General features: G+C 39.9%; 28 protein-coding genes. 10 read left to right on the top strand and 18 right to left on the bottom strand.

The window, feature by feature from the left end:
* Nucleotides 1–34: 34 nt before the first annotated feature.
* A complete protein-coding gene (gene nhaD, locus CDZ78_RS06900; protein ID WP_087869358.1) occupies nucleotides 35–1,369 on the bottom strand; it encodes a sodium:proton antiporter NhaD in 1,335 nt (444 codons plus the stop codon).
* A gap of 198 nt (nucleotides 1,370–1,567) precedes the next feature.
* Here nhaD and CDZ78_RS06895 point away from each other — a divergent pair, with 198 nt between their 5' ends.
* From CDZ78_RS06895 to CDZ78_RS06875, 5 genes are all read left to right on the top strand, one after another.
* Nucleotides 1,568–3,223 carry a nitrite/sulfite reductase gene (locus tag CDZ78_RS06895; RefSeq protein WP_087869346.1) on the top strand — a complete coding sequence of 552 codons (1,656 nt, stop codon included), beginning with the start codon at nucleotides 1,568–1,570 and terminating at the stop codon, nucleotides 3,221–3,223.
* Nucleotides 3,210–3,659 (top strand): DUF934 domain-containing protein, encoded by a 450-nt coding sequence (locus tag CDZ78_RS06890; protein WP_087869345.1) that lies wholly within the window; start codon nucleotides 3,210–3,212, stop codon nucleotides 3,657–3,659. Before CDZ78_RS06895 ends, CDZ78_RS06890 begins: the two co-directional genes overlap by 14 nt.
* A gap of 147 nt (nucleotides 3,660–3,806) precedes the next feature.
* The gene (locus tag CDZ78_RS06885; protein WP_087869344.1) at nucleotides 3,807–4,223 is read left to right on the top strand and encodes a retropepsin-like aspartic protease family protein; all 417 of its coding nucleotides are present in this window, start codon (nucleotides 3,807–3,809) and stop codon (nucleotides 4,221–4,223) included.
* Between the two features lie 148 nt (nucleotides 4,224–4,371).
* Nucleotides 4,372–4,785: a retropepsin-like aspartic protease family protein gene (locus tag CDZ78_RS06880; RefSeq protein WP_087869343.1), complete on the top strand. Its 414-nt coding sequence runs from the start codon at nucleotides 4,372–4,374 to the stop codon at nucleotides 4,783–4,785.
* Nucleotides 4,786–5,111: 326 nt separating this feature from the next.
* Complete coding sequence (locus tag CDZ78_RS06875; RefSeq protein WP_087869342.1) at nucleotides 5,112–5,588, top strand: hypothetical protein; 477 nt, start codon at nucleotides 5,112–5,114, stop codon at nucleotides 5,586–5,588.
* Nucleotides 5,589–5,761: 173 nt separating this feature from the next.
* Here the strand turns inward: CDZ78_RS06875 and trpC are convergent, their stop codons facing one another.
* The 12 genes from trpC to apaG form a co-directional block, all read right to left on the bottom strand.
* The gene (trpC, locus tag CDZ78_RS06870; protein WP_087869357.1) at nucleotides 5,762–6,562 is read right to left on the bottom strand and encodes an indole-3-glycerol phosphate synthase TrpC; all 801 of its coding nucleotides are present in this window, start codon (nucleotides 6,560–6,562) and stop codon (nucleotides 5,762–5,764) included.
* A gap of 150 nt (nucleotides 6,563–6,712) precedes the next feature.
* Nucleotides 6,713–7,720 carry an anthranilate phosphoribosyltransferase gene (trpD, locus tag CDZ78_RS06865; RefSeq protein WP_087869341.1) on the bottom strand — a complete coding sequence of 336 codons (1,008 nt, stop codon included), beginning with the start codon at nucleotides 7,718–7,720 and terminating at the stop codon, nucleotides 6,713–6,715.
* A gap of 69 nt (nucleotides 7,721–7,789) precedes the next feature.
* The gene (locus CDZ78_RS06860; RefSeq protein WP_087869340.1) at nucleotides 7,790–8,380 is read right to left on the bottom strand and encodes an anthranilate synthase component II; all 591 of its coding nucleotides are present in this window, start codon (nucleotides 8,378–8,380) and stop codon (nucleotides 7,790–7,792) included.
* Entirely contained in the window at nucleotides 8,377–9,864 is a 1,488-nt protein-coding gene (gene trpE / locus CDZ78_RS06855) for an anthranilate synthase component I (RefSeq protein WP_087869339.1), read from the bottom strand. The genes CDZ78_RS06860 and trpE overlap by 4 nt, the downstream gene beginning before the upstream one ends.
* 421 nt (nucleotides 9,865–10,285) lie before the next feature.
* The gene (locus CDZ78_RS06850) at nucleotides 10,286–10,852 is read right to left on the bottom strand and encodes a phosphoglycerate mutase family protein (RefSeq protein WP_087869338.1); all 567 of its coding nucleotides are present in this window, start codon (nucleotides 10,850–10,852) and stop codon (nucleotides 10,286–10,288) included.
* A gap of 22 nt (nucleotides 10,853–10,874) precedes the next feature.
* The gene (locus CDZ78_RS06845; RefSeq protein ID WP_167374203.1) at nucleotides 10,875–11,552 is read right to left on the bottom strand and encodes a phosphoglycolate phosphatase; all 678 of its coding nucleotides are present in this window, start codon (nucleotides 11,550–11,552) and stop codon (nucleotides 10,875–10,877) included.
* Nucleotides 11,553–11,988: 436 nt separating this feature from the next.
* Nucleotides 11,989–13,371: a class II fumarate hydratase gene (locus tag CDZ78_RS06840; protein ID WP_087869336.1), complete on the bottom strand. Its 1,383-nt coding sequence runs from the start codon at nucleotides 13,369–13,371 to the stop codon at nucleotides 11,989–11,991.
* A gap of 85 nt (nucleotides 13,372–13,456) precedes the next feature.
* Complete coding sequence (locus CDZ78_RS06835; protein WP_087869335.1) at nucleotides 13,457–13,678, bottom strand: glutaredoxin family protein; 222 nt, start codon at nucleotides 13,676–13,678, stop codon at nucleotides 13,457–13,459.
* Nucleotides 13,671–14,165, bottom strand: a complete 495-nt coding sequence (locus CDZ78_RS06830) for a TIGR00645 family protein (RefSeq protein ID WP_087869334.1) — start codon at nucleotides 14,163–14,165, stop codon at nucleotides 13,671–13,673. The genes CDZ78_RS06835 and CDZ78_RS06830 overlap by 8 nt, the downstream gene beginning before the upstream one ends.
* 30 nt (nucleotides 14,166–14,195) lie before the next feature.
* Nucleotides 14,196–15,866, bottom strand: a complete 1,671-nt coding sequence (gene hcp, locus CDZ78_RS06825) for a hydroxylamine reductase (RefSeq protein WP_087869333.1) — start codon at nucleotides 15,864–15,866, stop codon at nucleotides 14,196–14,198.
* 595 nt (nucleotides 15,867–16,461) lie between these two features.
* Complete coding sequence (locus CDZ78_RS06820) at nucleotides 16,462–17,286, bottom strand: symmetrical bis(5'-nucleosyl)-tetraphosphatase (protein WP_087869332.1); 825 nt, start codon at nucleotides 17,284–17,286, stop codon at nucleotides 16,462–16,464.
* Nucleotides 17,287–17,288: 2 nt separating this feature from the next.
* Nucleotides 17,289–17,666, bottom strand: coding sequence for a Co2+/Mg2+ efflux facilitator ApaG/CorD (gene apaG / locus CDZ78_RS06815; RefSeq protein ID WP_087869331.1), 378 nt, complete (start codon nucleotides 17,664–17,666; stop codon nucleotides 17,289–17,291).
* A gap of 236 nt (nucleotides 17,667–17,902) precedes the next feature.
* Between apaG and nadE the strand changes: the two genes are divergently transcribed.
* Complete coding sequence (gene nadE, locus CDZ78_RS06810) at nucleotides 17,903–18,736, top strand: NAD(+) synthase (RefSeq protein WP_087869330.1); 834 nt, start codon at nucleotides 17,903–17,905, stop codon at nucleotides 18,734–18,736.
* A gap of 81 nt (nucleotides 18,737–18,817) precedes the next feature.
* Here the strand turns inward: nadE and CDZ78_RS06805 are convergent, their stop codons facing one another.
* The 3 genes from CDZ78_RS06805 to CDZ78_RS06795 are packed head-to-tail and all read right to left on the bottom strand — an operon-like array spanning nucleotide 18,818 to nucleotide 20,641.
* Nucleotides 18,818–19,003: a CbtB domain-containing protein gene (locus tag CDZ78_RS06805; RefSeq protein WP_087869329.1), complete on the bottom strand. Its 186-nt coding sequence runs from the start codon at nucleotides 19,001–19,003 to the stop codon at nucleotides 18,818–18,820.
* Between the two features lies 1 nt (nucleotide 19,004).
* The gene (locus CDZ78_RS06800; RefSeq protein WP_087869328.1) at nucleotides 19,005–19,739 is read right to left on the bottom strand and encodes a CbtA family protein; all 735 of its coding nucleotides are present in this window, start codon (nucleotides 19,737–19,739) and stop codon (nucleotides 19,005–19,007) included.
* A 26-nt stretch (nucleotides 19,740–19,765) separates the two neighbouring features.
* Nucleotides 19,766–20,641 carry an outer membrane protein assembly factor BamD gene (locus CDZ78_RS06795; RefSeq protein ID WP_244559176.1) on the bottom strand — a complete coding sequence of 292 codons (876 nt, stop codon included), beginning with the start codon at nucleotides 20,639–20,641 and terminating at the stop codon, nucleotides 19,766–19,768.
* 79 nt (nucleotides 20,642–20,720) lie between these two features.
* Between CDZ78_RS06795 and rluD the strand changes: the two genes are divergently transcribed.
* Together rluD and pgeF are read left to right on the top strand one after the other, a co-directional pair.
* Nucleotides 20,721–21,674, top strand: a complete 954-nt coding sequence (gene rluD, locus CDZ78_RS06790; RefSeq protein ID WP_087869327.1) for a 23S rRNA pseudouridine(1911/1915/1917) synthase RluD — start codon at nucleotides 20,721–20,723, stop codon at nucleotides 21,672–21,674.
* Complete coding sequence (gene pgeF, locus CDZ78_RS06785) at nucleotides 21,652–22,377, top strand: peptidoglycan editing factor PgeF (RefSeq protein ID WP_087869326.1); 726 nt, start codon at nucleotides 21,652–21,654, stop codon at nucleotides 22,375–22,377. Before rluD ends, pgeF begins: the two co-directional genes overlap by 23 nt.
* Before the next feature lie 428 nt (nucleotides 22,378–22,805).
* Here the strand turns inward: pgeF and CDZ78_RS24260 are convergent, their stop codons facing one another.
* Nucleotides 22,806–22,964: a phage integrase N-terminal SAM-like domain-containing protein gene (locus CDZ78_RS24260; RefSeq protein WP_140413920.1), complete on the bottom strand. Its 159-nt coding sequence runs from the start codon at nucleotides 22,962–22,964 to the stop codon at nucleotides 22,806–22,808.
* Nucleotides 22,965–23,250: 286 nt separating this feature from the next.
* Between CDZ78_RS24260 and CDZ78_RS06780 the strand changes: the two genes are divergently transcribed.
* Nucleotides 23,251–23,583, top strand: coding sequence for a hypothetical protein (locus CDZ78_RS06780; protein ID WP_087869325.1), 333 nt, complete (start codon nucleotides 23,251–23,253; stop codon nucleotides 23,581–23,583).
* 41 nt (nucleotides 23,584–23,624) lie between these two features.
* On the opposite strand, the gene CDZ78_RS23605 is transcribed toward CDZ78_RS06780, so the two are convergent.
* On the bottom strand, nucleotides 23,625–23,750 hold the full coding sequence (locus CDZ78_RS23605) for a hypothetical protein (RefSeq protein WP_263458613.1): 126 nt from the start codon (nucleotides 23,748–23,750) through the stop codon (nucleotides 23,625–23,627).
* Between the two features lie 148 nt (nucleotides 23,751–23,898).
* Between CDZ78_RS23605 and CDZ78_RS06775 the strand changes: the two genes are divergently transcribed.
* On the top strand, nucleotides 23,899–25,006 hold a 1,108-nt coding region (locus CDZ78_RS06775; RefSeq protein ID WP_087869324.1), incomplete at its 3' end, for a hypothetical protein.

Genomic DNA, 25,006 nt, shown 5'->3' with positions numbered 1-25,006 from the left:
CCACGCCCTACGGCTATAATTAACTTTTCAGCTATTAGCCATTGATTAAATAATGCACAAAGATACTTGCGATATAACCTAGTGCAATCACTGGTGTCCATTTCATATGACTAAAGAAAGTATATTTATGGTTAGATGAACCCATTAATGCAACACCTGCCGCTGAACCCACAGATAGCATTGAACCACCAGTACCGGCAGTTAATGTAACCAATAACCATTGGTATAAGTCCATATCCAGATTCATGCTTAATACTGCAAACATTACCGGGATATTATCAACAATCGCTGAGATAACCCCAACAATAATATTCGCTGGTGTCTGACCTAGGCCATCGTACATACCTGCAGCAATTAACTCTAGATAGCCAATATAACCTAAACCACCGACCGCAAAAACCACACCAAAGAAGAAGAATAATGTATCCCACTCTGCATCGCGTACTTTATCGAAGATATCAAACTCATCATGCTCTTCACCTTCACCAGAGCTATATAGGGTTTTAAGCCTAAAGCCATAAACCATTAACACACCTAAACCGGCCATCATGCCCATAAAAGGTGGTAAATGTAGTACTTGTTTAAAGCTAACAGCAGTGACAATGGTTAATATAAATAGAACACAGACTTGAATTGCACCTGGCTTTAATTCAACCGCAGCTTCGTTTGTTGCGGCTGGTTGCTCATCAGGCACAGCCAGCCACATAAAGTAGGCCGGGATAAGATAGTTAACAACCGAAGGGATAAATAAAGCGAAGAAATCAAAGAATTCAGCATAGCCGGCTTGCCATACCATTAGGGTCGTGATATCACCAAAGGGGCTAAATGCACCACCTGCATTAGCAGCAACAACAAGGTTTACAAAACCAATGGCAACAAATTTTTCGTTATCTTTACCTACCGCTAAAACAACCGCACCAACCAATAGAGCTGAAGTCAGGTTATCTGCAACTGCCGATAAAAAGAAAGTAATAATACCGGTGATCCAGAAAAGCTTTTTATAGCCAAATTCTTTTCTAATCATCCAAGAGCGTAATGCTTCAAACACATTACGTTCGGCCATGGCATTGATATAGGTCATCGCAACCAGTAAGAACAGCATTAATGCGGCATATTCTTTAAGGTTAAACTCAAATGCCTCATGTAGGGCTTCTGTAGAGACTCCTGCTTCAGCAGCAAGAATAGCCGCGTGGGCCCAGATAACTGCAGCCGCAATAATAACAGGCTTGGATTTACGTAAACCGGTAAACTCTTCGGCCATGACAAAGCCATAAGCGATGATGAAAATCAGCACAGTATAAATGCCGCGCTCTGTTCCGGTCAGTCCCAGATTAACAATTTGCTCTTCAGCCATTGCCAACTGAGGCATGCTGAGTAGCGCAGCAAAAATCAAAAATAAACGTAACAAAACAACCCCCTAGGCTTTCAATGAATTAATAATTATTTTTATAGAATTTTCTTTAAACTCAACCGCATATGATATCATCAACTAATTTATTTTGTCATTTAATCGCTAGCGGTATATGATTAAAGACTCTATTCAATACGCTTATATTAGCGCTTAAATATGTATCAATATAACGATAAAGATCAAACTCTCATTGATGAACGTGTCACCCAGTTTCGTGATCAGACTGAACGCTTTTTAAAAGGTGAAATTGCCGATGATAAATACCGCGCATTACGTTTAATGAATGGCGTGTATGTGCAGACACATGCCCCTTTATTACGTATAGCCGGACCTTATGGCTTACTATCGAGTAAACAGGTCAGAAAGCTGGCATCAATTGCCCGTGATTATGATAAAGGCTTCTGTCATTTTACTACCCGGCAAAATATACAGTTTAACTGGCCGGCACTGGAAAGAGTTCCCGATATACTAGAGGAACTAGCCAGCGTACAAATGCATGCCATACAGACTAGTGGGAACTGCCTTAGAAATACTACCTCTGACCAATTGGCAGGTGTTGCTATTGATGAGCTAGAAGATCCGCGGCCCTATTGCGAAATAATTCGTCAATGGACCATCTTTCATCCAGAGTTTGCCTATTTACCGCGCAAATTCAAAATTGCAGTAAGTGGATCCCAGCAGGATCGTGCCGCAATTCGATTCCATGATATAGGTTTGCAACTGGTTAAAAATGACCAGGGTGAAGTGGGGTTTTCCCTCTTTGTTGGCGGTGGCTTAGGCCGTACACCTGTCATTGGTCAAATTGTCAGACCATTTTTAGAGAAGAAACATTTACTGTCTTATCTGGAAGCTATATTACGTGTTTATAATCTCTATGGACGCCGTGATAATAAATATAAAGCCCGGATTAAGATACTGGTAAGAGAAACAGGTCTCACAGAAATCAGAAAACAAATAGAGGCTGAATGGGATTTAATTAAAGATAAACTGGAATTAAGTTCAGAGCGTATCAGCGAAATACAGCAACAATTTACGCCTCCTGCTTACCAGGCTAATGCAGCACAAGATACAAGTTATGCCGATAACTCAGCTAATAATGCTGATTTTTCTACCTGGCTTAAGCATAATATCGCAGAGCATAAAGTAGACGGTTATCATGCCGTTTATATTTCATTAAAAGCACCCGATAGCCCACCGGGAGATTGTACTGAAAGCCAGCTTGATGCTATTGCAGAGCTAGCTGATCAACACAGTTTTGGTATGGTACGGGTTACTCACCGTCAAAATCTAGTATTAGCTGATGTAAAGCAGGCCGATTTATTCGATTTATGGAAAAAACTAGATGCTTTAAAGCTGGCAACACCCAATATTGGTAAAGCGACTGATATGATCTGCTGCCCTGGTCTGGATTATTGCTCTCTTGCAAATGCAGGGTCGATCGGCGTTGCCAAAGAGATCAATGAAGCTTTAGACTCTATGGATTACATCCATGATTTAGGCGATTTAAAAATCAATATCTCAGGTTGTATGAATGGCTGTGCGCATCAAAGCGTTGGTCATATCGGTATTCTGGGGGTTGATAAAAAAGGCGTCGAATGGTATCAGATAACATTAGGCGGATCCTCTGAAAATGATGCTGCTATTGGTCATCGCTTGGGGCCTGCTGTTAGCAAGGAAGATGTTACCTCAGTCGTTAAAACCCTACTTGAAGTCTATATTGAGCAGCGTATTAATGAAGATGAATCATTTCTAGCCACGGTTAGGCGTGTTGGTATAGCCCCATTTAAGGAGAAAACATATGCAACTCATTAAAGATAAGCAAGTTACTCAGGATAACTGGGCTTATATCGTTGACGAAACACCGTTAAAAGCTGACTATATTATTGTTTCTTTAGTCCGGTGGCAGCAAGAGCGCGAGCAATTATCTAAGGTTAAACATCTGGGTTTAAGACTTGAGTCTGATGTGGAGCTAGATGAAATTGCTAGTGATTTGTCTCACTTTCAATTGATTGAGCTATATATCCCAGTGTTTACCGATGGACGCGCTTTTACTCATGCCCGTTTATTGCGCAGTCGTTATGGATATACCGGTGATATTCGTGCCAGTGGTGATTTTATGCGCGATCAGGTTTTTTATCTAAACCGTGTCGGTGTCAGTAGTTTTGAGTTAAATGATCAGGACAATGCGCAACAAGTCATTCAATCCATGAGTGATTTTTCAGTAGATTCCCAAGAGTCCGTTGCCTAAGTAGAGTTACAAATATCACATCACCCGAGGTGTGGATCGTTACCCACACCAGCACCGGAAGTGAAACTTTAGTCCCGCATTGAGTTAGATGCAGGATAAATCTAACTTCCGGCATATCCTAGTGCCCCTCAACCTAAGTTAATCAAAATGAAGCCACTCTTGTTTGTTTTTATTACTTTCGTTCTCATGTATTTGGCAGCAGACAATTTCCTGACTAGGCAATCGCCAAGTTATGCAATTGAGCACCCGAATGACATTATTCAACACGCACTACTTGAAAATCCAATTAAAAGTATGCAGCAAGGAATCATTATTTCGGCTGACAGAAGAGGACATTATTCCGGAATCGGAATGATTAATAAGCATAAAATGGAGTTTATGATCGATACCGGCGCAACCTCAGTAGCAGTTCCTAGTAAATTAGCTAAACAGGCAGGTTTAATATTTGGTATGCCTGTTGTCAGTAGTACAGCAGCAGGAAACGTGAGAGCATATCAAACCACGATAGCTACTTTAACAATCGGGGTCTATCACCTTGAAAAATACGCATGCACTTATTCTTGAAAAACTAGATCGGGTTTTAATTGGCATGACTGTTCTAAAAAAGTTTAAAGTCACTCAGTTTGATGGCAAGATGGTGATCGAGTTACCTTAGGAGTGAGAACTCAATAACTGAAGTTTCCCAATAATTATTTATGGTAAAATTGAAACTATGCTCCCGAATGACATTATTCAACACGCACTACTTGAAAATCCAATTAAAAGTACGCAGCAAGGAATCATTATTTCGGCTGACAGAAGAGGACATTATTCCGGAATCGGAATGATTAATAAGCATAAAATGGAGTTTATGATCGATACCGGCGCAACCTCAGTAGCAGTTCCTAGTAAATTAGCTAAACAGGCAGGTTTAATATTTGGTATGCCTGTTGTCAGTAGTACAGCAGCAGGAAACGTGAGAGCATATCAAACCACGATAGCTACTTTAACAATCGGGTCTATCACCTTGAAAAATACGCATGCACTTATTCTTGAAAAACTAGATCGGGTTTTAATTGGCATGACTGTTCTAAAAAAGTTTAAAGTCACTCAGTTTGATGGCAAGATGGTGATCGAGTTACCTTAGGAGTGAGAACTCAATAATACCCGAGCCTGACTTGTCTTTTGGCTCCACAGCCGCACTATAAAAACAGTTGCATAGCCTGCTATGCGCCTGTTTTCCAAGCACGACTGTGAAACCAAAAACCTGCGTCATACTTTCGGGTATTATTAAATCCTCGCTCCTTAAACTAGAAAAATCAGTTGAGCGTGGAATTATAGAGCGCAATAGAAAATTGCTTAAAGACATGAACGAGAATTGGAATAAACAATTGATTCTGGTGTATTTTGTTAGTTTAACCTATACTCGGGTTTTATATAATAACAATAATAAATATTCAGGAGTGCAGTACCATGTTTGAGATTCTTTTTATTTTAGTGGTTATCTATGTAGCCTATGTTGTCTATAGCTCTGTTAATGATGATGACGGGCAACAAAGCAACAGCGCAAAAGTGGATGATAAGATAAGTTCTAAATCACCAGCGAATGTAGCAGCTACTGTAAAAGTTGACGAAATTTCTACTAAACAAGGTGCAACTAAAAAAGCCAAACCTGCGCAGGCAACTCAAGCTAAAACAAAGCCTAAAACCAATAAACTAGCATCGCCTAAAATTGAATTACGCACTGTTATGATGAAAAATCCGGCAACGGGCGAAGAAGCAAAAGTGGCGGGCAGCTATAGAATGGTTAAACGCTGGATAAAAGAAGCCCTGGTCGAAGAAGGTTTACTAGAAAAAATCTATAAAAATAATGAACTGGATGATGCTACGAAAGTGGTTGTCGCTGAAGCACTTTCGGTGATAAAAGCGATGGATAAATATAAAGTTTAGCCCTGTAGGCTTCAATTAATCCATACGACTAATTCAAGATAAATAAAGTTCCCTGTCTTTTATTGACAGGGAGCTGCAAACGCTGGAATCTGTGTAGGCAATGAGTAACTAGCTGCTCTACCAGCTTATTCTTTTACCTCGGTCAGTCTGATTTATTATTTTAAACTTTCTGACTAAAGTGAAAACAATTCACGCATTTTTGCACCTGGCTGCTCAGCCCTCATAAATGCCTCACCTACCAGGAAGGTATAAATATCATTATCCATCATTAATTGCACATCTTCTGGAGTGTGAATGCCGCTTTCGGTAATCACCAAACGATCTTCCGGCACCATGGCTTGTAAATTTAGCGTAGTCTGTAGCGACGTTTCAAATGTGCGTAGGTTACGATTATTAATACCCATTAATGGCGTATCCAGTTTTAAAGCACGTTCCATTTCTGCTTTATCATGCACTTCGACCAGTATATCCATACCCAATTCTTTTGTCGTATCCGCCAGTTCATGCATTTGCGTATCCGATAAAGCAGCAACAATTAATAATATACAATCCGCACCTAATGCCCGTGACTCATGTATCTGATAAGGATCAATCATAAAATCCTTACGTAATACCGGCAAAGGACAGGCTTGCCGAGCCAGTTGCATATTAACTTCACCGCCCTGAAAATATTCTTTATCGGTTAATACCGAAAGACAAGTTGCGCCACTCATTGCGTAATCCTGCGCAATTTCAACAGGTTTGAAATTTTCTCTAATAACCCCTTTGCTTGGAGATGCTTTCTTCACTTCAGCAATAATGGCAGGCTTTTTACTAGCTGCTTTATCTTGCAAAGCCAGAGCAAAACCACGCGGTGTTTCTGTATCGCTAATAATGCCTGCTAAATCAGCAACTGACATACGTTGTTTGCGTTTTGCAACTTCTTCAGCTTTTGTAGCAAGTATCTTTTTTAAAATATCAGGAGTATCGGTCATAGGAATGTTTTGTTCGAAAAAGTTCATAGTTGTGTGCTATTCATAAATAGAACATAACTGTTAAACATTACTGTAGGGCGTGGCTTTAGCCCGCCTTTCATACTGCGGGCTAAAGCCACGCCCTACACAGATTATTTGGGAAATCTAAAATCAGTGAAAATTTACCAGCGCATCCAGCTTTTCCTTTGCTGCGCCAGAAGCTAAAACCTCTTGTGCCTTAGCGATGCCGGCAGCTAAAGAATCCACCAAACCCGCTGCATAAATGGCTGCACCTGAATTTAAGACAACTATATCTCGAGCAGGACCGGGTTGGTTATTTAATGCAGACATTACCACGGCTAAACTGTGTTCAACATCTGTTACCGCTAAATCAGCTAAATTGGCACGCTGCAAGCCAAATTGCTCAGGACTAATACGGTAAGTCGTAATTTCACCCTTATTTAACTCTGCTACCGTGGTCTCGCTGGCAATACTGATTTCATCCAATCCATCATCAGCATGTACAACTAAAACATGCTCACTACCTAGCGCTTTTAATACATGAGCGACTGGCTCTACCCATTGCTTGTCAAAAACACCGATTAACTGGTTTGGAGCACCCGCGGGGTTTGCTAAAGGGCCCAGCAAATTAAAGAGTGTACGTACACCCATTTCCTTGCGTGGACCTCCAACATGCTTCATAGCGCCATGATGCTTTTGCGCAAATAAAAATCCAACACCAATGCTATTAACGCATTGCGCTACCTGATCGGCAGATAGATTCAGATTAACTCCTGCTGCCTCAAGCACATCCGCACTACCTGAACGGCTGGAAACTGAACGATTGCCATGTTTGGCAACAGCTCCTCCTGCAGCAGCGACAACAAAGGCACAAGTAGTCGAGATGTTAAATGTGTTTGCGCCATCGCCCCCGGTTCCGCAGGTATCGATAATATGTTCGCCCTGTATATTTACTTTGCTAGCAAGTTCACGCATCACTTCGGCAGCGGCAGTAATTTCTTCTACCGTTTCACCTTTGCAACGTAAGGCGATTAAAAACCCCGCTATTTGTGCAGAGCTGCTCTCACCACTCATAATACTGCGCATAACATCACGCATTTCCTGGCGAGAAAGGTCTTGTTTCTCCAATACTGCTTGTAAGGCCGTTTGTATATTCATTTTATTTGGTTAGCTGCGTTTTACACACAATAATTCAGCAAACGAGAAGGTACATGAAATACCCTGGGTTTATTTCTCCAGGAAATTACGCAACATATCATGACCATGCTCAGTCAAAATAGATTCCGGATGAAACTGCACACCTTCAATATCTAGCTCTTTATGGCGTACGCCCATGATTTCATCAATATTACCCTGTTCATCTTGTGTCCATGCTGTAATTTCCAGACATTCAGGCAATGTTTTTTGATCAATCACTAATGAATGATAACGCGTTGCAGTAAATGGATTATTCAAGCCTGCAAATACACCGTCATTATTATGATAAACCGGCGAAACTTTGCCATGCATAATACTTTTCGCATGAACAATATTGCCGCCAAAAGCATTCCCAATACTTTGATGACCTAAACAAACTCCTAGTATTGGTAGCTCTCCAGAAAAGCTGAGGATCGTAGCAACTGAAATCCCGGCTTCTTTAGGTGTACATGGCCCAGGAGAAATTACAATTTTATCGGGATTTAGAGCGCGAATATCATCAACACTGACTTCATCATTACGTACGACTGTGACATCAGCACCTAGCTCACCAAAATATTGCACCAGGTTATAAGTAAAGGAGTCATAATTATCGACCATCACAACTTTACATTTGCTCATGAGCCGCCCCCGTTTAATCCAGCCTCAGCCATTGTTACTGCACGGAAAATTGCACGTCCTTTATTCATGGTTTCATCCCATTCATTCTGGGGTACTGAATCATAAACGATCCCTGCTCCAGCTTGTATATGTAAAGTTTTATCTTTTATTACTGCGGTTCTGATGGCAATTGCGGTATCCATATTTCCCGACCAGGAAATATAGCCTACCGCACCTGAATACACGCCTCGTTTTACTGGCTCTAATTCATCAATAATTTCCATTGCCCTAATTTTGGGTGCTCCACTCACTGTTCCCGCAGGAAAAGTTGCTGCCAAAACATCAAAAGCATCTTTGTCTGCCTGCAATTCTCCGGTGACATTGGAAACAATATGCATCACATGTGAATAACGCTCTATCAACATTTTATCGGTTAATTCAACCGTTCCTATTTTAGCCACACGCCCTGCGTCATTACGTCCTAAATCAATTAGCATCAGATGCTCAGCCAGTTCTTTAGGATCAGCTAATAAATCTTTTTCTCGTGCCAAATCTTCAGCTGGAGTTTTACCACGAGGCCTTGTGCCAGCAATAGGCCGAACAGTGATCATCTCATCTTCTAAGCGAACCAGAATTTCAGGTGAAGAACCGACAATATGAAAACCCCCTAAATTGAGATAATACATATAGGGTGATGGATTCAAACAACGTAAAGCACGATATAAATCAATCGGGACAGCAGCAAAAGGAATAGATAAGCGCTGTGATAACACGACTTGCATCACATCCCCGGCAACAATATATTCCTTAGCTTTTAATACCGCGTCTTTAAATCCTTGCTCAGTAAATCCTGAGACAAAATCTGCTTCATTTACCTGCCTAGGGCTATGTTCTCTATTGGTTTGAGCTTTTAACTCATGTAATTTTATGATCAGTTCATCAAGGCGAACTTGTGCATTCTCATATGCATTATTTTGCTCTGGATTCGCATGAGTGAGTAGTATCATTTTGCCAGACAGGTTATCGAATACTAATATCTCTTCAGAAACCATCAATAAAATATCCGGGCTGGCAATCGGATCGTCTTTCCCCGTTGATTTTAAGCGCGGTTCTATATAACCAATGGTTTCATAACCAAAATAACCAACCAGACCACCATTAAAGCGTGGGAGATTTTCTATATCCGGCACTTTGAAACGTTCTTTAAACTCTTCTATCCAGATCAGTGGATTATCATGCTCTAAAGTTTCAACTACTGCCCCTGATTCTTCAATCCGAATTTCATTGCCGAATATTTTTATTAAAGATTTACACGGTAGGCCAATAATAGAATATCGACCCCATTGCTCTCCACCATGTACCGATTCAAAAAGATATGAATAAGCCCCATCCGCTAATTTAAGATACGCACTCAATGGGGTATCTAAATCTGCTAGCACTTCACGTGCGATAGGGATTCGATTGTAGCCTTGATCGGCATATTGCTTGAATTGTTCTGGTGTCATGGGGGTGTATTTTATGATGGTGACACGGGGCTTTATTAAAAAACCGTACCTGATTATAAACTGAAGTTTCCCAATTATTGAGTAGCTGAAATACACAATGCTGGTGTATCGAGGTTTATTTTAGGTGGTTTTGCCATGTTTATAGCAAACCCCTACTTAATTCCCCTTAGGCAATAGCATTTGAAACGAATGAAAAGACTATTTTTTTCATATAGTTGTAGCATAGTTTCAATTTTACCATAAATAATTATTGGGAAACTTCAGATTATAAACAGCAGTCAAAAAATGAATTTATCTATTTTAAACGAATGATGCTGTTTTTAATAATGTTATTGAATATATTGTAGCGCTGGCCTTTAACTGCGAAGCACCTATGCACAAATAGCGACTTAAAGAGTCAAGTACCAGCTTAAGTGATTAGCTACAGTTCAGGGTATTCATACACACTTATTTGCCAGTGTTTACTAAAAATACTTGTAGACCCTTGCAAGCCTTTCATTTTCAGTTGCTTGCCAATATAACTGTTAAATATACTATGCCCAACTAGGAGGACGCTATTATTAGCCAGTGCTCTATTATGTAACATACCTGCAGCAATAGCCGCTCTTTGTTTTACCGTAGATTTAGAGTCAGAATGATTTGAGTAACCCATAAACCAAAGTATCCTAAATAACACAAACCATACTGTAGCCGACAGTTTAGGAGAGCGGATATTACAGTAAGGCAATTCTACTTCGCGAAATATTGCATCGATACAATAAATACCTCTTATACCCAGAAGTTTTGCTGATTCTATCGAACGTCGTAAATTACTGCAGACTACAACATTACATTGTTTTGTTAGCTCAACTGCCTGTTTTGGCGGTTGCTGAGCTGTATCCAGACTGGCTGCATTATAGGCTTTAATCCATTGATGAAGTTCATTCGCCTGTAATTTACCTAACTCTGGTAAGTCGGGCTTACCATGCCTTATAAATACAATTTTCATACCACAAACCTACTTCTGTTCATTAGCACACTAATTTTGCTAAATGTTCAATAGTATTAATTTGATAATCAGCCCCTAACTCATCAATGCTATATTTTCCAATATAACCATAAGGCACTATTGCTGTTTTAAAGCCTGCATTTTTTCCTGCCTGTATATCATTGATAGAATCACCTACCATTAATGCTTGTTCTGGATCCACTGCAATGGCTTTTGCCGCTTCCAATAAAGGCAGTGGATCGGGCTTCATTCGTTGAAATGTGTCGCCAGAAGCAATAAATTGAAAGTAATCTTTAATGCCAATCTCAGTTAATAAAGGTAAGGTCAATAGTGCAGGTTTATTGGTTACACAGGCTAACTTAATTCCAGCTAGTTTAAGTTGCTCCAGACCTTCCTTAGCCCCTGCATATAATTGACTATTTACACAGATATTTGCACTGTAAAAGTTAAAATACAAACGCATCGCTTGTCGCAGATTGGCTGGTTCTATTTTTGGCTCTAACTCGCCCGTAAGTGCACAATTAATTAGCTTCGTAGCGCCAAAGCCTAACCACTGTTTTATCTCTTGTTCTGAATAGGTGGCCTGATTTAATTCAGATAACATCTGATTTATCGCTATTGCTATATCAGGGGATGAATCTACTAGAGTACCATCCAGATCAAAAACAATCAGTCTAGGTTTGAAATGTGTCATTGTCATGTGCTTTACCATGAAAGGCAGGAAGGACTTAAAGATATTACAGTATTAACTTTATAAGCTGAAGTTTCCCAATTATTGAGTAGCTGAAATACACAATGCTGGTGTATCGAGGTTTATTTTAGGTGGTTTTGCCATGTTTATAGCAAACCCCTACTTAATTCCCCTTAGGCAATAGCATTTGAAACGAATGAAAAGACTATTTTTTTCATATAGTTGTAGCATAGTTTCAATTTTACCATAAATAATTATTGGGAAACTTCAGTTTATAAGCTGTATTGAAGTATTTTATGATCTTTCGTTAAACAGTCAATCTCCTTTCCTTCACGCTCTTCATGGTGATGAAAATAAGCCTTGTATCGCATTAGAATCGATGCAGCTGTTTCCCGTATTGCGCAAGCTCCATACGGGCTACGACTTTCTTTCGTTTTGGTACTTATTAATTTACACCGCCTGCCGCCAGGTGCTTTGGCTCCAGAATTTTCTCTAATTCTCCGCGTGGAATATCAGTCATTTCTTCAGCAACATCAATGATAGGTCGCCCTTGTTTATAGGCAGATTTAGCAATTTTAGCGGCTTTTGCATAGCCAATAATCGGATTTAATGCCGTGACTAATATCGGGTTTCTCGCCAATGCTTCTTGTAAATTATCTTCACGTACAGTGAAATCCGCAATTGCCTTATCCGCCAGGGAGATACTGACCTGACTGATGATTTCTATACTTTGTAAAATATTATAGGCAATCACTGGTAGCATCACATTAAGCTGAAAAGTGCCCGACTGACCTGCAATGGTAATCGTGGCATCATTGCCAATCACCTGCGCAGCAACCATGGCAGTTGCTTCTGGAATTACCGGATTAACTTTACCCGGCATAATACTGCTACCTGGTTGCAAAGCTGTTAATTCAATCTCTCCTAAACCAGCCAAGGGACCACTGTTCATCCAGCGTAAATCATTGGCAATTTTCATTAAACTCACTGCAATTGTCTTTAATTGCCCTGATAATTCAACAATAGCGTCCTGACAGCTTAAACTTTCAAAAAAAGATTCATTGGGACTAAAGGCTATACCAGTCACCTCAGTCATCGTATCAGCAAATAATGCTGCAAATTCCGGGTGTGCATTAATTCCTGTACCCACTGCTGTGCCACCCTGTGCCAGCTTTTGTACTCTCGGTAATGCACCGGAAACCCGCGCTATGCCATTACGAATTTGCTGAGCCCATGCTCCCAACTCTTGCTCCAGGGTCATAGGCATGGCATCCATCAAATGGGTGCGCCCGGTTTTTGTATAATCCCGGCAAGCAATGGCTTTAGCTTCCAGAGTTTCAGCCAAATGATCTAAAGCTGGTAATAATTGACGCTGGCATTCTATGGCTGTGCTGACATGTATCGCAGTAGGAATGACATCATTACTACTTTGCCCCATATTGACATGATCATTTGCACCGACTGCTTCCGGACAGGATTCTGAAGCAAGATGAGCCAATACTTCATTAACATTCATATTGGTGCTAGTGCCTGAGCCTGTCTGAAAAATATCAACCGGAAATTGCTCAGCATGTTTGCCTTGAATAATCTGTTCAGCAGCCTGAATAATAGCCTCGCCTCTTGTTGAATCTAATACACCTAGCTGAATATTTGCTTTAGCAGCGGTCTGCTTAATTAAAGCCACCGTCTTAATAAAAGCGGGCGGTAGTACTAAGCCGCTAATAGGGAAATTATTAATAGCTCGCTGAGTTTGCGCACCATATAAGGCATCAGCAGGAACTTGTAATTCACCCATGCTATCTTTTTCTATTCTGAACTCAGTATTCATGTCTTCAACGTTTGTAGAGCGGACTTTAGTCCGCTATTCCAGGGGGGGGGGTATAAAACTAGCGGACTAAAGTCCGCTCTACACTCTATTTCAAAGCTTTAATATCGTCAATATCAAAAGGCCAGCAGAGCTCCTTCTGGTTTTGCATATTAAGTAATACAGGGATTTTTATCGCATACCGTTCCTGCCATTGTTCTTGTTCAGCAATATCAATTTTCTGATAAGTAACATCTAATTGCTGCAATAAGTCCTCTGCTTGCTCGCATAAATGGCAGGCTGAAGTACCTAATAGAGTGAGCTTAGTCATGGCCGACATGTTTTTCAAGATAGCCCATTAAAAAGGCAGAGATAACAAAAGTGATATGAATTACCACATACCAAAGCAATTTATCATTGGCTAATTGCTCAATATTCATAAACACTTTAAGTAAGTGTATTGATGAAATAGCAACGATTGAAGAGGCAACTTTCATCTTTAAGGAACCATAATCATGCGTTCCTAACCAGTTTAATTTCTCAGTTCCTTCTTCAATATCCAGGCGGGAAACAAAATTATCATAGCCACTAAACATAACAATCACTGTTAAACTACCGACCAGCGTAATATCTATGAAAGTTAGTAATTTTAAAATTAACTGTGACTCATCAACCTGTAAAATAAGCGGAATAAAGTGGTATAGCTCTTGAAAAAACTTAATAGCCAGGGCCACTAAAGCCAGACTCATGCCTAAATAAATAGGTGCTAACAACCACCGACTCGCATAGAGTAAGCGTTCAATTGTTTGTTCTACCATTGTCTTGTCTTAAATGGTGCAGAATGCTTTTTACTCACCCGCTAACATTGCTGCAATATCATTTTCAGGCGTATCAATTCCTTTTACAGCGAGTTCGTCAGTTAATTTCTGTAAAATTCCTGGGCTAAAAAATGGTGGTAAGGTTGGGCCAATACGTAGATTTTTGACCCCTAATGCTAACAGGGACAACATCATTAAAATAGTGTGCTGCTCATACCAGGCGATATTAAACGAGACTGGCAATTGATTTAAATGCTCTAACTGCATGCTTTTTTGCAAATGCGTTAAAAATGCAATGATGGCATAAAAATCTTGCGTTTGCCCTGCGTCTAACAGGCGAGGCACACCATTGATTTCCCCTAAATCTAATTGATGGAATCTGTACTTAGTATCACCTGCCGTTAAAATCAGGGTATCTTCAGGTAATGCTTCCACTAACCCTGTGTAATAACGACGCTCTTTATGCCGTCCATCGCAACCAACTAAGACAATAATACGTTTAATATCTCTGGACTTAATAGACTGGGAAATGGCCTCAGTTAAAGCGATCAGCGCTTGCCGGCCATAACCTACCGTAACAGTACCCTCGGTTAAAGGTAAGGGTGGTTCACATTGCAGTGCTTGTTCAATAATTATGGAAAAATCCTTGGCTTTATCTGCCCGGCGCTTTTCAATATGTGCCACATTAGGCCAGCCAACCATGCCCGAAGTATACGCTTTTTCAGTATAGCCTTTTTTCGGCTGTTGCAGGCTATTACTAGTGACTAAAACAGGGCCCTGAAACTTACCAAATTGGGTTTTCTGATCCTGCCATGCTCCGCCATAATTAGCGACCAGATTAAAATATTTGTTAAATGCAGGATATCCATGAGCGGCAATCATCTCCCCATGCGTGTATATATCTACACCACTACCTGCACTTTGTTCCAGCAAATCCTGTAAATCATGAAAATCGTGCCCAGACACTAGAATCCCGGGTGTATCCCAGGTATCTAAATGTACTTTCGTTGCCGTCGGCTGGCCGAATTTTTCAATATTGATCCGTTCTAACAATGCCATAGCCAGTATCGATTGCTCTCCACATTTAAAGTTCATGGCAAGAATATCATCTAAACCTGGATCTTTACGTAATGTATAAGCAACAGATTCATGCATAAACACATAATGCTCAAGTTCAAAAAACCCTAACACCTGAGCATGCTCTAATATAGAGCCTAGACCTTTAGCTGCATATATCAACATCTCCCTGGCGGCATGCAGATCGAGTTCATCTGCTGATAATTCTTCATTGGGCTTAACACCCACTGTTTCTCCTTTTTTAACAAAGGCAGCTAGCTCAATTTGATCATAGTTCCATTGCGCTTCCTCTGGCACTTCTTCCTTATTTAAATCGGCACCGCTTTCCAGCAATATTCTTTTTAAATGCTCGCGTCGCTGTACCGCTTCAGAAATTAATTGTACAAAGACGGCTGGATCAAAATTAACATTGGTCACCATTGAATATAGTGCTCGCGCTGTAAATTTATCAATATTAATATCAGTTATATCAGATTGAGCCGCTTGTACTGCATAAAAAGACAGGCCTTTTAAGGCGTAAGTTAATAAATCATGTAAGCTAGAAACATCTGCTTTTTTTCCACAAATTCCTGCGGTATCACAGGCAATATTCTTTTTAGCTTCCTGGCAATGGTAACAAAACATGTTTATTCTCTAATATTAGTTCTAATTGATATGGCTTGTGTAACGGTTTATATTCTATCAGTAAAGCACAATATGTGCTTAGGACTGAGAATTTTATAAAACCCGAAACTGACTTGTCTTTTTTTTCAGTTTCTGTGTTGTAAAAATAGTTGCGTAGCTTGCTATGCGCCTATTTTTCGCCTTGAAACTGAACAAAAATCCTGCGCCAGTTTCGGAGTTTATTTCATCCCCAATCCTTAGTTTAAAGCAGCTATGACATTCAGTATAAAAGATTAAAAATTTTCAGCACAGAAAGCACTGAGATCATTTGCATAAAGACTCTATCTTCTTTATGCTAAATTTAGGTTTCTATCTATGGTTTTGTTAAAACTTGTAGATCTTCACTACAATTAAGGGAGATGGAAACAAATAATCATCCAAGATTGCTAGTCTTTTTGTCCGTCTTCTGCGTTGTAGTAACAGTTGCGTAGCCAGCTATGCGCCTGTTACTGCGCCTTGAATACGAACAAAAATCCTGCCCAAATAGTGGACGTTTATTTATTTCCAGCTCCCTAAACTCTATTTTAGAGCTGCTACTCACTTTTTACTGATGCTATTATTTATCCGGCATTCTATGACCTGCACAATCAATACTGATTCTGTGCATTTTAGTCCCGAGCTTTAGTGCAGTAAGTTGCCCGCCCCACAGACAACCGGTATCAATAGCATAACAATTATTCGAGTGGTGATACCCTAGTGCAGACCAGTGACCAAAAATAATTTTCAAATGATCATTTTTTCTATGTGGAAGATCGAACCAGGGTATTAAATGTTTTGGCTGATTGCCAAGAACGCCACTGTATTTAAAATCTAAACGACCATGTTTATCACACAAACGCATGCGGGTAAAACAGTTCACGGTAAAACGCAATTGCTCATAGCCTTTAAAATTATCACTCCACTGGTCAGGCTCATTACCATACATATTTTTAAAAAACTTTAAGTAATTATCACCGCGTAATTCCTTTTCTACTTTTGTCGCCATTTTCTTTGCCATGGCAAAGTCCCATTGAGGAGGCAAGCCAGCGTGCAACAAACAAAAATCGTTATTATAATGAAATAACGGTCTATGCCTTAACCAATGCAATAATTCGTCTTTATCTTTCGCCTGTAAAATTGGTCGTAGTGTATCTTTTGCACGTACAGGGGCATGTTTATAGGCAACGGCAAGCAAATGCAAGTCGTGATTTCCCAATACGCAAATGGCAGCATTACCCAGTGACTTGATAAAACGCAAAGTTTCTAATGACTTAGGCCCGCGATTAACTAAATCTCCAACAAACCAGAGTTGGTCCGTTTTTTTATTAAAATCAATTTTGTCCAGTAAGCGGCGTAAATCATCATAACAACCCTGAATATCACCAATCGCGTAGATAGCCATAACTAGTGTAAAGTTCTAGGTATCGATAAAGTAAATTGAGGAATAAGTGCGTCAAAGTTTTCTCCTGTATCAGAGAGCATAATGTACTTCCCTTGCATCACGCCAACGGCCGTTTCAATAAGAGCACCACTGGTATAAGTAAAGGTCTCGCCTGGTTTCAGGTAGGGCTTTTTACCAATAACACCTTCGCCACGAACCTCCTCAACCTTACCATTGGCATCAGTAATCAGCCAATGTCGACTCAATAATTTAGCCGGCGTTGTTCCGCTATTTGTAATCTTTATGGTATAGGCAAAAGCATATTTATGCGTACTAGGACTCGATTGGTCTGCAATATACCTGGGGTAAACTTCAATAGAAATTTTATTTGTTTCACTCATATCAAAAAATCTTGCTTCCAGAATAACTGAACTATATTTTGCGCGGGCACAATAACTGTAAACAAAGCTAGTCCGTTAAAAACGGCCCACAATCATAGTTATGCGCAGTATAGTAAATATATACATAATATTTTACCACTGATGACAGCTAACTCAGATACAATTAATATCAAACATGAAATTAACGAAATATTCTCTCGCTAACGGTAAAGCTCTAAGCTTCTTTCAAGCAACTCATGAACCAACAAAATATCACTGCAGAAATGAAAGTACTTCCGGTTATAGACCCGGAGTTTGAAATTCAACGTCGCATCAATTTTATAAAGCGACAACTTAAAAAATCAGGTTTAAAAAAACTACTATTGGGTATTAGTGGCGGTATCGATTCAACAACCTGCGGTCGATTAGCTCAATTAGCAATTGAGCAACTAAACGAGGAAGAAAAGAGTAGTGAATATCAATTTATTGCTATACGCCTTCCTTATAATATTCAGGCTGACGAAAGTGATGCTCAACTAGCCATTAGTTTTATCCAGCCTGGACGCAGTATCTCGGTTAATGTTCAATCAGGTGTGGATGCAATTCATGCAGAAACATGTCACGTACTAAAAGAGCATGGATTATTACCAGATTCAGCAACAAGTCTGGATTTTAGCAAAGGTAATGTTAAAGCTCGCACGCGGATGATAGCTCAATATGAAATCGCCGGCTTATTGGGGGGGCTAATTATTGGAACTGACCATTCTGCTGAAAATATAACAGGTTTTTTTACTAAATGGGGTGATGGCGCCTGTGATCTTGCACCGCTTTTTGGCTTGAATAAGCGCCAGGTCAGACAGCTGGCAATAAAATTGGCTGCCCCCACAGTATTGATAGAAAAAGCGCCTACTGCAGACCTAGAAGATTTAGCTCCAGGAAAAACCGATGAACAGGCTTTGGGGCTAGGTTATGATCAGCTTGATGATTTTCTTGAAGGGAAACCTGTTGCGGATAAAGTAACTCAATTAATTATAGAGACATTCCAGAAAACTCAACACAAACGACAGGCTATTCCGACTTTATATGATTAAGCTAAGCACTATAAAGCCTTTCGACAGGCTATTCCGACTTTATATGATTAAGCTAAGCACTATAAAGCCTGGTCTCTGTATTTAATGGCAAGGAAACGCAACACTATGACGCGTATCATGCGCTGCATTATGCGCTAAATCCATCGGCGCAAAACCAACGCCAAATAAAATAACAAATCCTAATGCCGCTGCAGCTAATAGCTGTATGTTTTTAGTTAAAGCAACAGGAACACTTTGTTCTAGTGAAGCAGGGTTATTAACATTCATATTAAGCCTTATTCAATTTGGTAGGTTGCAAGGGTGGCACAGCATCAATAAATTTGTGGCATAAAAAGCCTGTACTGCAACCGATTATAAACCATAATAAAGCATTCGCGATACTGGTTTGCAGAATGAACTGATGCCATAGCCCTGTTAGCATAGCTACTGCTTCTGGGTCAGAATGACTAAAACCATGTATTTCAGGGGCAGGCGCTCCAATTAAATGTGGTAGAAGCATCAATATCAGTCCTGCTCCTTTATAATAACGAGGACTAAATGCAAGCACAGCCAGGCCAATACTAGTCAGGCTAACAGTTAACAGCCACCAGTTTTGTCGCTGGCTCAAGTCTGCTGCCTCCATACCAGGAATTTCTGGTGCTAAACCCAGGCCAGGCGCTATAAATACTGATAAATAAGCAGCCATTCCCCAGGTTAAACCTTTTAGCGTTGAACTAGGGCCACGAAACACCACGGCACAACCTAGCAATAGGCTATACGCGAGACTCATCAAAAAATTAGCCAATAAAGTATATAGGCTGCGTTCAATACCATCATCAGGTGCCCAGGACTCAGTTTGCTCTAGCCCATGTTCCGTTGCCGTTAAATCTATCGGCTCAGCGAGCTCAAAAAGCTCTGCGGCAAATATAATGGGATTTACCAGATACCACTGATAAAGACTAAAGCCTAAACTTGCTACTAGCGCAGTCAGGCAAGAAATTAAGAAAAGTTGGCGAAAATACATAATACAATGCTTAAAGTGAAGTAAACTTATCTATCAAAGGCAAATAGGCTCCAGATAAATGGAACCACCACGACATTACTTGGATCTGCTTCAGGATGTACTGGACCATCAGGGTAATTATAAGCATAGATTTTAGCACTATCGTCAGCCAATGCCTGTAGGCCTAAAATCTGATAAGCTTTTATTTGAATTTCTAATGCGAAAGGAACCGCAGGTGTATCCTGATAATGCTGTAAAATATAGTTAGTACGATTTACTGCGGCAACATAAGCCTCTCTAACTATATAGAAGCGAGCAACGTGTAGTTCGTGTCGCGCCAAAGAATATCTTAAATATGTCATGCGTTGTTTTACATCAGGCACGTATTTGCTATCAGGAAAACGGCGTAGGAGCTCTTCAAAATTAAGATACGATGTCTGAGTAAATAATGAATCACGCTGGGTTTTATCGGATGGTACAAAACGATCGATAAAGCCTAGTTCACGGTTAAAATTGACCAGTGCTTTCAAATAATAGGCATAATCAACATCTGGATGGCGCGGATGGGTTTTAATAAAGCGATCAGCCGAAGCTAAGGCCGCTTCAGAATCAGAATTTTTGTAATACGCATAAGTAAGGTCGAGTTGAACTTGAGCAGAATGAGCACCAAAAGGATAGCGAGAATCAAGTTGCTCTAGCAATTTAATTGCTTTTTTATAATTTTCATCCTCTAACTCTTCCTTACTTGCTGTAATAAACTGATCAACAGTCCAGCTTGCATATGCATCACCTTTTTCTTTAGAGAAAGAATTACACGCTTGTAAGAAAAGAGATAAACAAAGGATAAATGCTAATTTATGGAAAAATATTGGCATAGTTGCAACGACACGTTGTAAGATTAATTGATATGCTTTTTGTAACAAGTTTGCTTTATTGTAAAAGAATTTGTTATAGATAAATACAATTGTTAAAGATAAAACAGTTTTAGGAAAGAATTATTATATGGCGATATTAACAGCCGAAGTACCTTTAGAGTTAGCAGGAAAGCGTTTAGACCAAGTCTTGGTGGAGATTTTCCCTGACTATTCAAGAAATAAATTGCAATCTTGGATCAAAGCTGGACGTGTCACTGTCAATGCAGAGCAACTTAAAGCAAAAGATCGCCTGGTAGGAGGTGAGGCGCTAATTTTAGATGCCGAGGCAGAGGAAGTCACAGAATACCTGGCGGAAGATATTCCTCTAGATATCATCTATGAAGATGATGATATTTTAATTGTCAATAAACCAGCAGGCCTTGTAGTTCACCCCGGTGCAGGGAACTGGACTGGAACCTTGCAAAATGCTTTATTATTCTACCTCCCTGAGGCAGTCACTATTCCTCGCTCAGGAATAGTCCATCGTATCGACAAAGATACCAGTGGATTGTTAATGGTCGCCAAGACCTTAGCTGCTCATCACAGCCTGGTTGAACAATTACAGGCGCGAGAAATTCATCGTGAATACCTGGCGATTACCATAGGGCGTATGACCGGTGGCGGAACTATTGATGAGCCTCTTGGGAGGCACCCGACTGACCGCAAAAAGTTTGCTGTTCGAGATGCCGGAAAGCCGGCAATCACCCATTATCGTGTGCTCGAACGTTTTCTACGCAATACGTTGATACAAGTTAAACTAGAAACAGGTCGAACCCACCAGATTAGAGTGCATATGGCTCATATGCGCATGCCGTTAGTTGGTGATCCCATGTATAGCGGTCGATTTCAAATGCCCAAGGATTGTGGCGATGAACTAGAAAAAGTATTACGTAATTTTAAACGACAAGCCTTGCATGCAGAAAAACTTGGCTTAATACATCCTCGTACAGGTGAATATTGTGAATGGCAGCTGCCCGTACCCGATGACATGCAAGAATTATTAGCAGTATTAAGAACAAATGACACACTGGATCACTCCTGACTGGCCTGCTCCTGCATATATCCGCGCAGCTACAACATTAAGAACAGGCGGCGTTAGCCAGGCGGAGTTCAGCAGTTTAAACCCAGCTGACCATGTAAACGATTTGCCACATCATGTATTAGAAAACCGGCAACGAATTACAAGCATGCTGGCCCTGCCTGCCGAACCCGTCTGGTTAAGGCAGACGCATAGTGTACAAGTTGTTTGCGCCGATCAAGTAACCGAACCCCCTGAGGCGGATGCCAGTTACACAAGAAAAAACAGTACTGTTTGCACCGTATTAACCGCGGATTGTTTACCCCTACTACTATGTGATCGGCAGGGTACAATGGTCGCTGCAATACATGGTGGCTGGAGAGGCTTATTAAATGGCATAATTGAAAATACCGTGCTTAAAATGTCCAGTACTGAGCTTTATGCATGGCTGGGCCCTGCAATTGGCACTCAATGTTTTGAGGTAAGTGATGATGTACGTAATGCTTTTACCAATAAATCAGCACAGTTTGCTAGTGCATTCAAGAAACATACAGAAGATAAGTATTTAGCAGATATTTATCAGATTGCACGCATCTTGCTAAATAAAGCAGGTGTAAAGCAAATCTATGGCGGCCAATATTGCACTGTAACAGACAAAGAGCGATTTTTTTCCTATCGACGCGACGGCCAGACTGGGCGTATGGCAACAATGATCTGGAAAGTGTAGGCTCAGAAGCTTTGCTTACAGGTCTCATATACTCTACGGCATGGATGACGAGGGTGGGGAGCCTATCTACATGCAAGCTCAAGGCTTAAGAGCGGACCGGCTTCCCCAGAAATCAGTTATTACTATAAACAATGTGATTTAAATAATCCTGTGTTTAAGAGATATTTTTAATATACAAGAGCGGACTTTAGTCCGCCAATCTTCTTATTGGTCTCAGAGAAAAATTAGTGTGAGGATGGGCTGATTTTTTATATCTATCTTGTTCCGTCACGCCTTTAGTTATATAAAATTTTAGAGTAACGTTCTCTCTACTTTGATACATTATAAATGTTGGAATATTAGACCCTTTGTTTCGTATGGTGATACTTGGATTTTATCAAAAACGATGGGGCTCCGAATTGCGAACACAAAAAAACTTACTTAAATTCTCAATTCGGGACCTGACCCAGAGGTTCTAAGTGATGAAAACGTATAAAACGCATAACCCAATCACAATAAGCACGTTCAGTATGAATCGAGTAATGTAAGCGCCGAAAAATGCTCCGTGTTTCCTCTAGTAAATTCTTTTTAGGTTTTTCAATTGACATAGATAATAAACCAAACTATAAATAGATTAAGTTTTCTTGTTAATACGCCTGTTTTTCTGGATATTATCAATTATTGAGGCAATTTGACAGGATAATTTTGATAGCAGGGAAAACTGCCTGATTTTAAGATCAATACAGTGGGAGAATAGGGAGAAAGTACAGGATATTGATATCCTGTATAATATTCTTGTTTACGTGGTGAATATCTTAGGTATCAGAGAAAGGTTGCCTGCTAATAATAATGTTATAACTCTGTACTTTAATATAATATTTACTGACAAAATAAGTGAAATTTAAAGCATATACTGTAAATTACCAACATCGTGGAAAGTTACCACTACATCAGAAAAGTCAATGGGTTGTCAGTGAATGGGAGGAGTTAAGATTATTTACCTTGGCTAATATAAATAATTGGCAATGTAAAAAACAAAATCTTTGGTCAGTTCATGAGCAATTTAATGTTTTAGGAAGAGACCAAAAAGGAGATTTACATATAGCTAAGTATTGGGCTAACCAAGATGTTTGGCATGGATATCCTGTTTCTTCTAAACGGTCTGGTGATCGTCCTCCTTCGCTTAAAATCAGGGAAACGGAGCCTAAGCGGAGTGATGATTTTTAGTCCCTGGTAGGCGACAGGGCAATTCGCTGATCCGAAGTGCGCTAGTAGCGCGCGAGGGAGGCAAGAATTGCATTCCGAATAGCCGTCCAGCCATTTGAGGTAGTCTTAACGGAGCAGGGTTTTGTGCGTAGTTGAGACGGACGCAGGGCGACCAGGGCATCTCCCATTCGCTGCGTAGGCGAATGAATGTTGGTGACAGGAGTCCCAGAATGTTGTGAGGTAGCATGGCGCGCCTGCTAATGTATTAAAAGAATGGGTATCAAAAGAATACATTAAAAAATCAGTTGCTTCACGGATTGCCCAGGGTAAATTTTAATGAAAGAAAATATAATTTCAATTGAAATTGAAGGGGATTATTTATCTTCGTTTATATACTCTGGTGTATTAATTCTTGTAGATAGTGATTTTAATCTCACTACCTATTCATGGAGTGAAGTAATTTCACAAGCACTCAGTGGCTATAATAGTCAACAACAATTTTTATTGAAGGGTTATTTTGAAAATTCCCGTTCATCTAAAATACCAGAAGGTTTTCAAAATAATATTTTACTGGTGAAAGAGAGTGCGCTTTCATCTTGTATGTTTATCAAGAAAAATATTGGTGTCTGGCCATCAGATATAAATGTATATAAAAATAGAATTTATATCGCTTCTGAGGAAGGGGTTGATGCAATAGATTTCTCTTGGAACAGTGGAAGAATTGGTGAATTTAGAGAGTCTATGAAAATATGGAATGAAGCGACCTTTAATATAGCCACAAATAATTTTTTTAGGCTTGCTATTGCATCTGGTCAAGATGGAGTTTTGGCATTTATACCTAAAAACAAAATGGTATCAGATAAAGATATTTCTAAATTGGTTGATTCTGTGTGTGTTGATTGTGACTGGCAAAATGACAGACTAATTGCAAATACGAATACAGGAGTAAATATAATTGATTTTTCTCCGATTCCTATAAAAAAAGAATTCCAAGGTAACGACTCGGAATATTGGAGCATAGTTAATACTATCAAAAAAGAAAAACCATCAATTTGTGAGCTAGACAATATAAACGGAAAGCATATTATAAATAGTTGGCAAGCAGGGGATAAAATGTTTTTATTAGCTGAAGATATGAGTATAGCCATTGTTAAACAATCAGAGTTAAAGTATTCAAGTATTGATAACTTTGTGAGTCTTGGCAGTGAGGAAGTTATTTCTTCACGAACTGCAACATTTGGAACTGTAATTGAAAGCCAAAATAATTTGAGTATACTAGGAGTCAATGGGGCAAGAGTTATAGAAGATGATTTTGTGACATGGAGGGTCTTTCCTAGAGCTAAAAATTATGCGAATCATCTCCACATAATAAAAGATGAATCTATTTCTATTTTGGCTATCGCTGTCAGCCCCGGACGGGATGATAGTCTCCAGAAGGCGCAGG

Origin of the sequence: Bathymodiolus platifrons methanotrophic gill symbiont (assembly GCF_002189065.1) — a bacterium.
In the GTDB taxonomy this organism is placed as follows: Bacteria; Pseudomonadota; Gammaproteobacteria; order Methylococcales; family Methylomonadaceae; genus Methyloprofundus.
Note: the sequence above shows the minus strand (reverse complement) of the source record. Positions and strands in the feature narration are given on the sequence as shown.

Coding starts and splice junctions, on each gene's coding strand:
- pgeF (WP_087869326.1), top strand. CDS start 21,652: ATGACACACTGGATCACTCCTGACTGGCCTGCTCCTGCATATATCCGC.
- nhaD (WP_087869358.1), bottom strand. CDS start 1,369: ATGCCTCAGTTGGCAATGGCTGAAGAGCAAATTGTTAATCTGGGACTG.
- trpD (WP_087869341.1), bottom strand. CDS start 7,720: ATGAATATACAAACGGCCTTACAAGCAGTATTGGAGAAACAAGACCTT.
- CDZ78_RS06890 (WP_087869345.1), top strand. CDS start 3,210: ATGCAACTCATTAAAGATAAGCAAGTTACTCAGGATAACTGGGCTTAT.
- hcp (WP_087869333.1), bottom strand. CDS start 15,866: ATGTTTTGTTACCATTGCCAGGAAGCTAAAAAGAATATTGCCTGTGAT.
- CDZ78_RS06820 (WP_087869332.1), bottom strand. CDS start 17,286: ATGGCTATCTACGCGATTGGTGATATTCAGGGTTGTTATGATGATTTA.
- CDZ78_RS06850 (WP_087869338.1), bottom strand. CDS start 10,852: ATGAAAATTGTATTTATAAGGCATGGTAAGCCCGACTTACCAGAGTTA.
- CDZ78_RS06895 (WP_087869346.1), top strand. CDS start 1,568: ATGTATCAATATAACGATAAAGATCAAACTCTCATTGATGAACGTGTC.
- CDZ78_RS06835 (WP_087869335.1), bottom strand. CDS start 13,678: ATGACTAAGCTCACTCTATTAGGTACTTCAGCCTGCCATTTATGCGAG.
- CDZ78_RS06800 (WP_087869328.1), bottom strand. CDS start 19,739: ATGTATTTTCGCCAACTTTTCTTAATTTCTTGCCTGACTGCGCTAGTA.
- CDZ78_RS06845 (WP_167374203.1), bottom strand. CDS start 11,552: ATGACAATGACACATTTCAAACCTAGACTGATTGTTTTTGATCTGGAT.
- CDZ78_RS06840 (WP_087869336.1), bottom strand. CDS start 13,371: ATGAATACTGAGTTCAGAATAGAAAAAGATAGCATGGGTGAATTACAA.
- CDZ78_RS06885 (WP_087869344.1), top strand. CDS start 3,807: ATGAAGCCACTCTTGTTTGTTTTTATTACTTTCGTTCTCATGTATTTG.
- nadE (WP_087869330.1), top strand. CDS start 17,903: ATGAACCAACAAAATATCACTGCAGAAATGAAAGTACTTCCGGTTATA.
- CDZ78_RS23605 (WP_263458613.1), bottom strand. CDS start 23,750: ATGGGAGATGCCCTGGTCGCCCTGCGTCCGTCTCAACTACGCACAAAA.
- CDZ78_RS06875 (WP_087869342.1), top strand. CDS start 5,112: ATGTTTGAGATTCTTTTTATTTTAGTGGTTATCTATGTAGCCTATGTT.
- apaG (WP_087869331.1), bottom strand. CDS start 17,666: ATGAGTGAAACAAATAAAATTTCTATTGAAGTTTACCCCAGGTATATT.
- CDZ78_RS06805 (WP_087869329.1), bottom strand. CDS start 19,003: ATGAATGTTAATAACCCTGCTTCACTAGAACAAAGTGTTCCTGTTGCT.
- trpC (WP_087869357.1), bottom strand. CDS start 6,562: ATGACCGATACTCCTGATATTTTAAAAAAGATACTTGCTACAAAAGCT.
- rluD (WP_087869327.1), top strand. CDS start 20,721: ATGGCGATATTAACAGCCGAAGTACCTTTAGAGTTAGCAGGAAAGCGT.
- CDZ78_RS06880 (WP_087869343.1), top strand. CDS start 4,372: ATGCTCCCGAATGACATTATTCAACACGCACTACTTGAAAATCCAATT.
- CDZ78_RS06860 (WP_087869340.1), bottom strand. CDS start 8,380: ATGAGCAAATGTAAAGTTGTGATGGTCGATAATTATGACTCCTTTACT.
- CDZ78_RS24260 (WP_140413920.1), bottom strand. CDS start 22,964: ATGTCAATTGAAAAACCTAAAAAGAATTTACTAGAGGAAACACGGAGC.
- trpE (WP_087869339.1), bottom strand. CDS start 9,864: ATGACACCAGAACAATTCAAGCAATATGCCGATCAAGGCTACAATCGA.
- CDZ78_RS06830 (WP_087869334.1), bottom strand. CDS start 14,165: ATGGTAGAACAAACAATTGAACGCTTACTCTATGCGAGTCGGTGGTTG.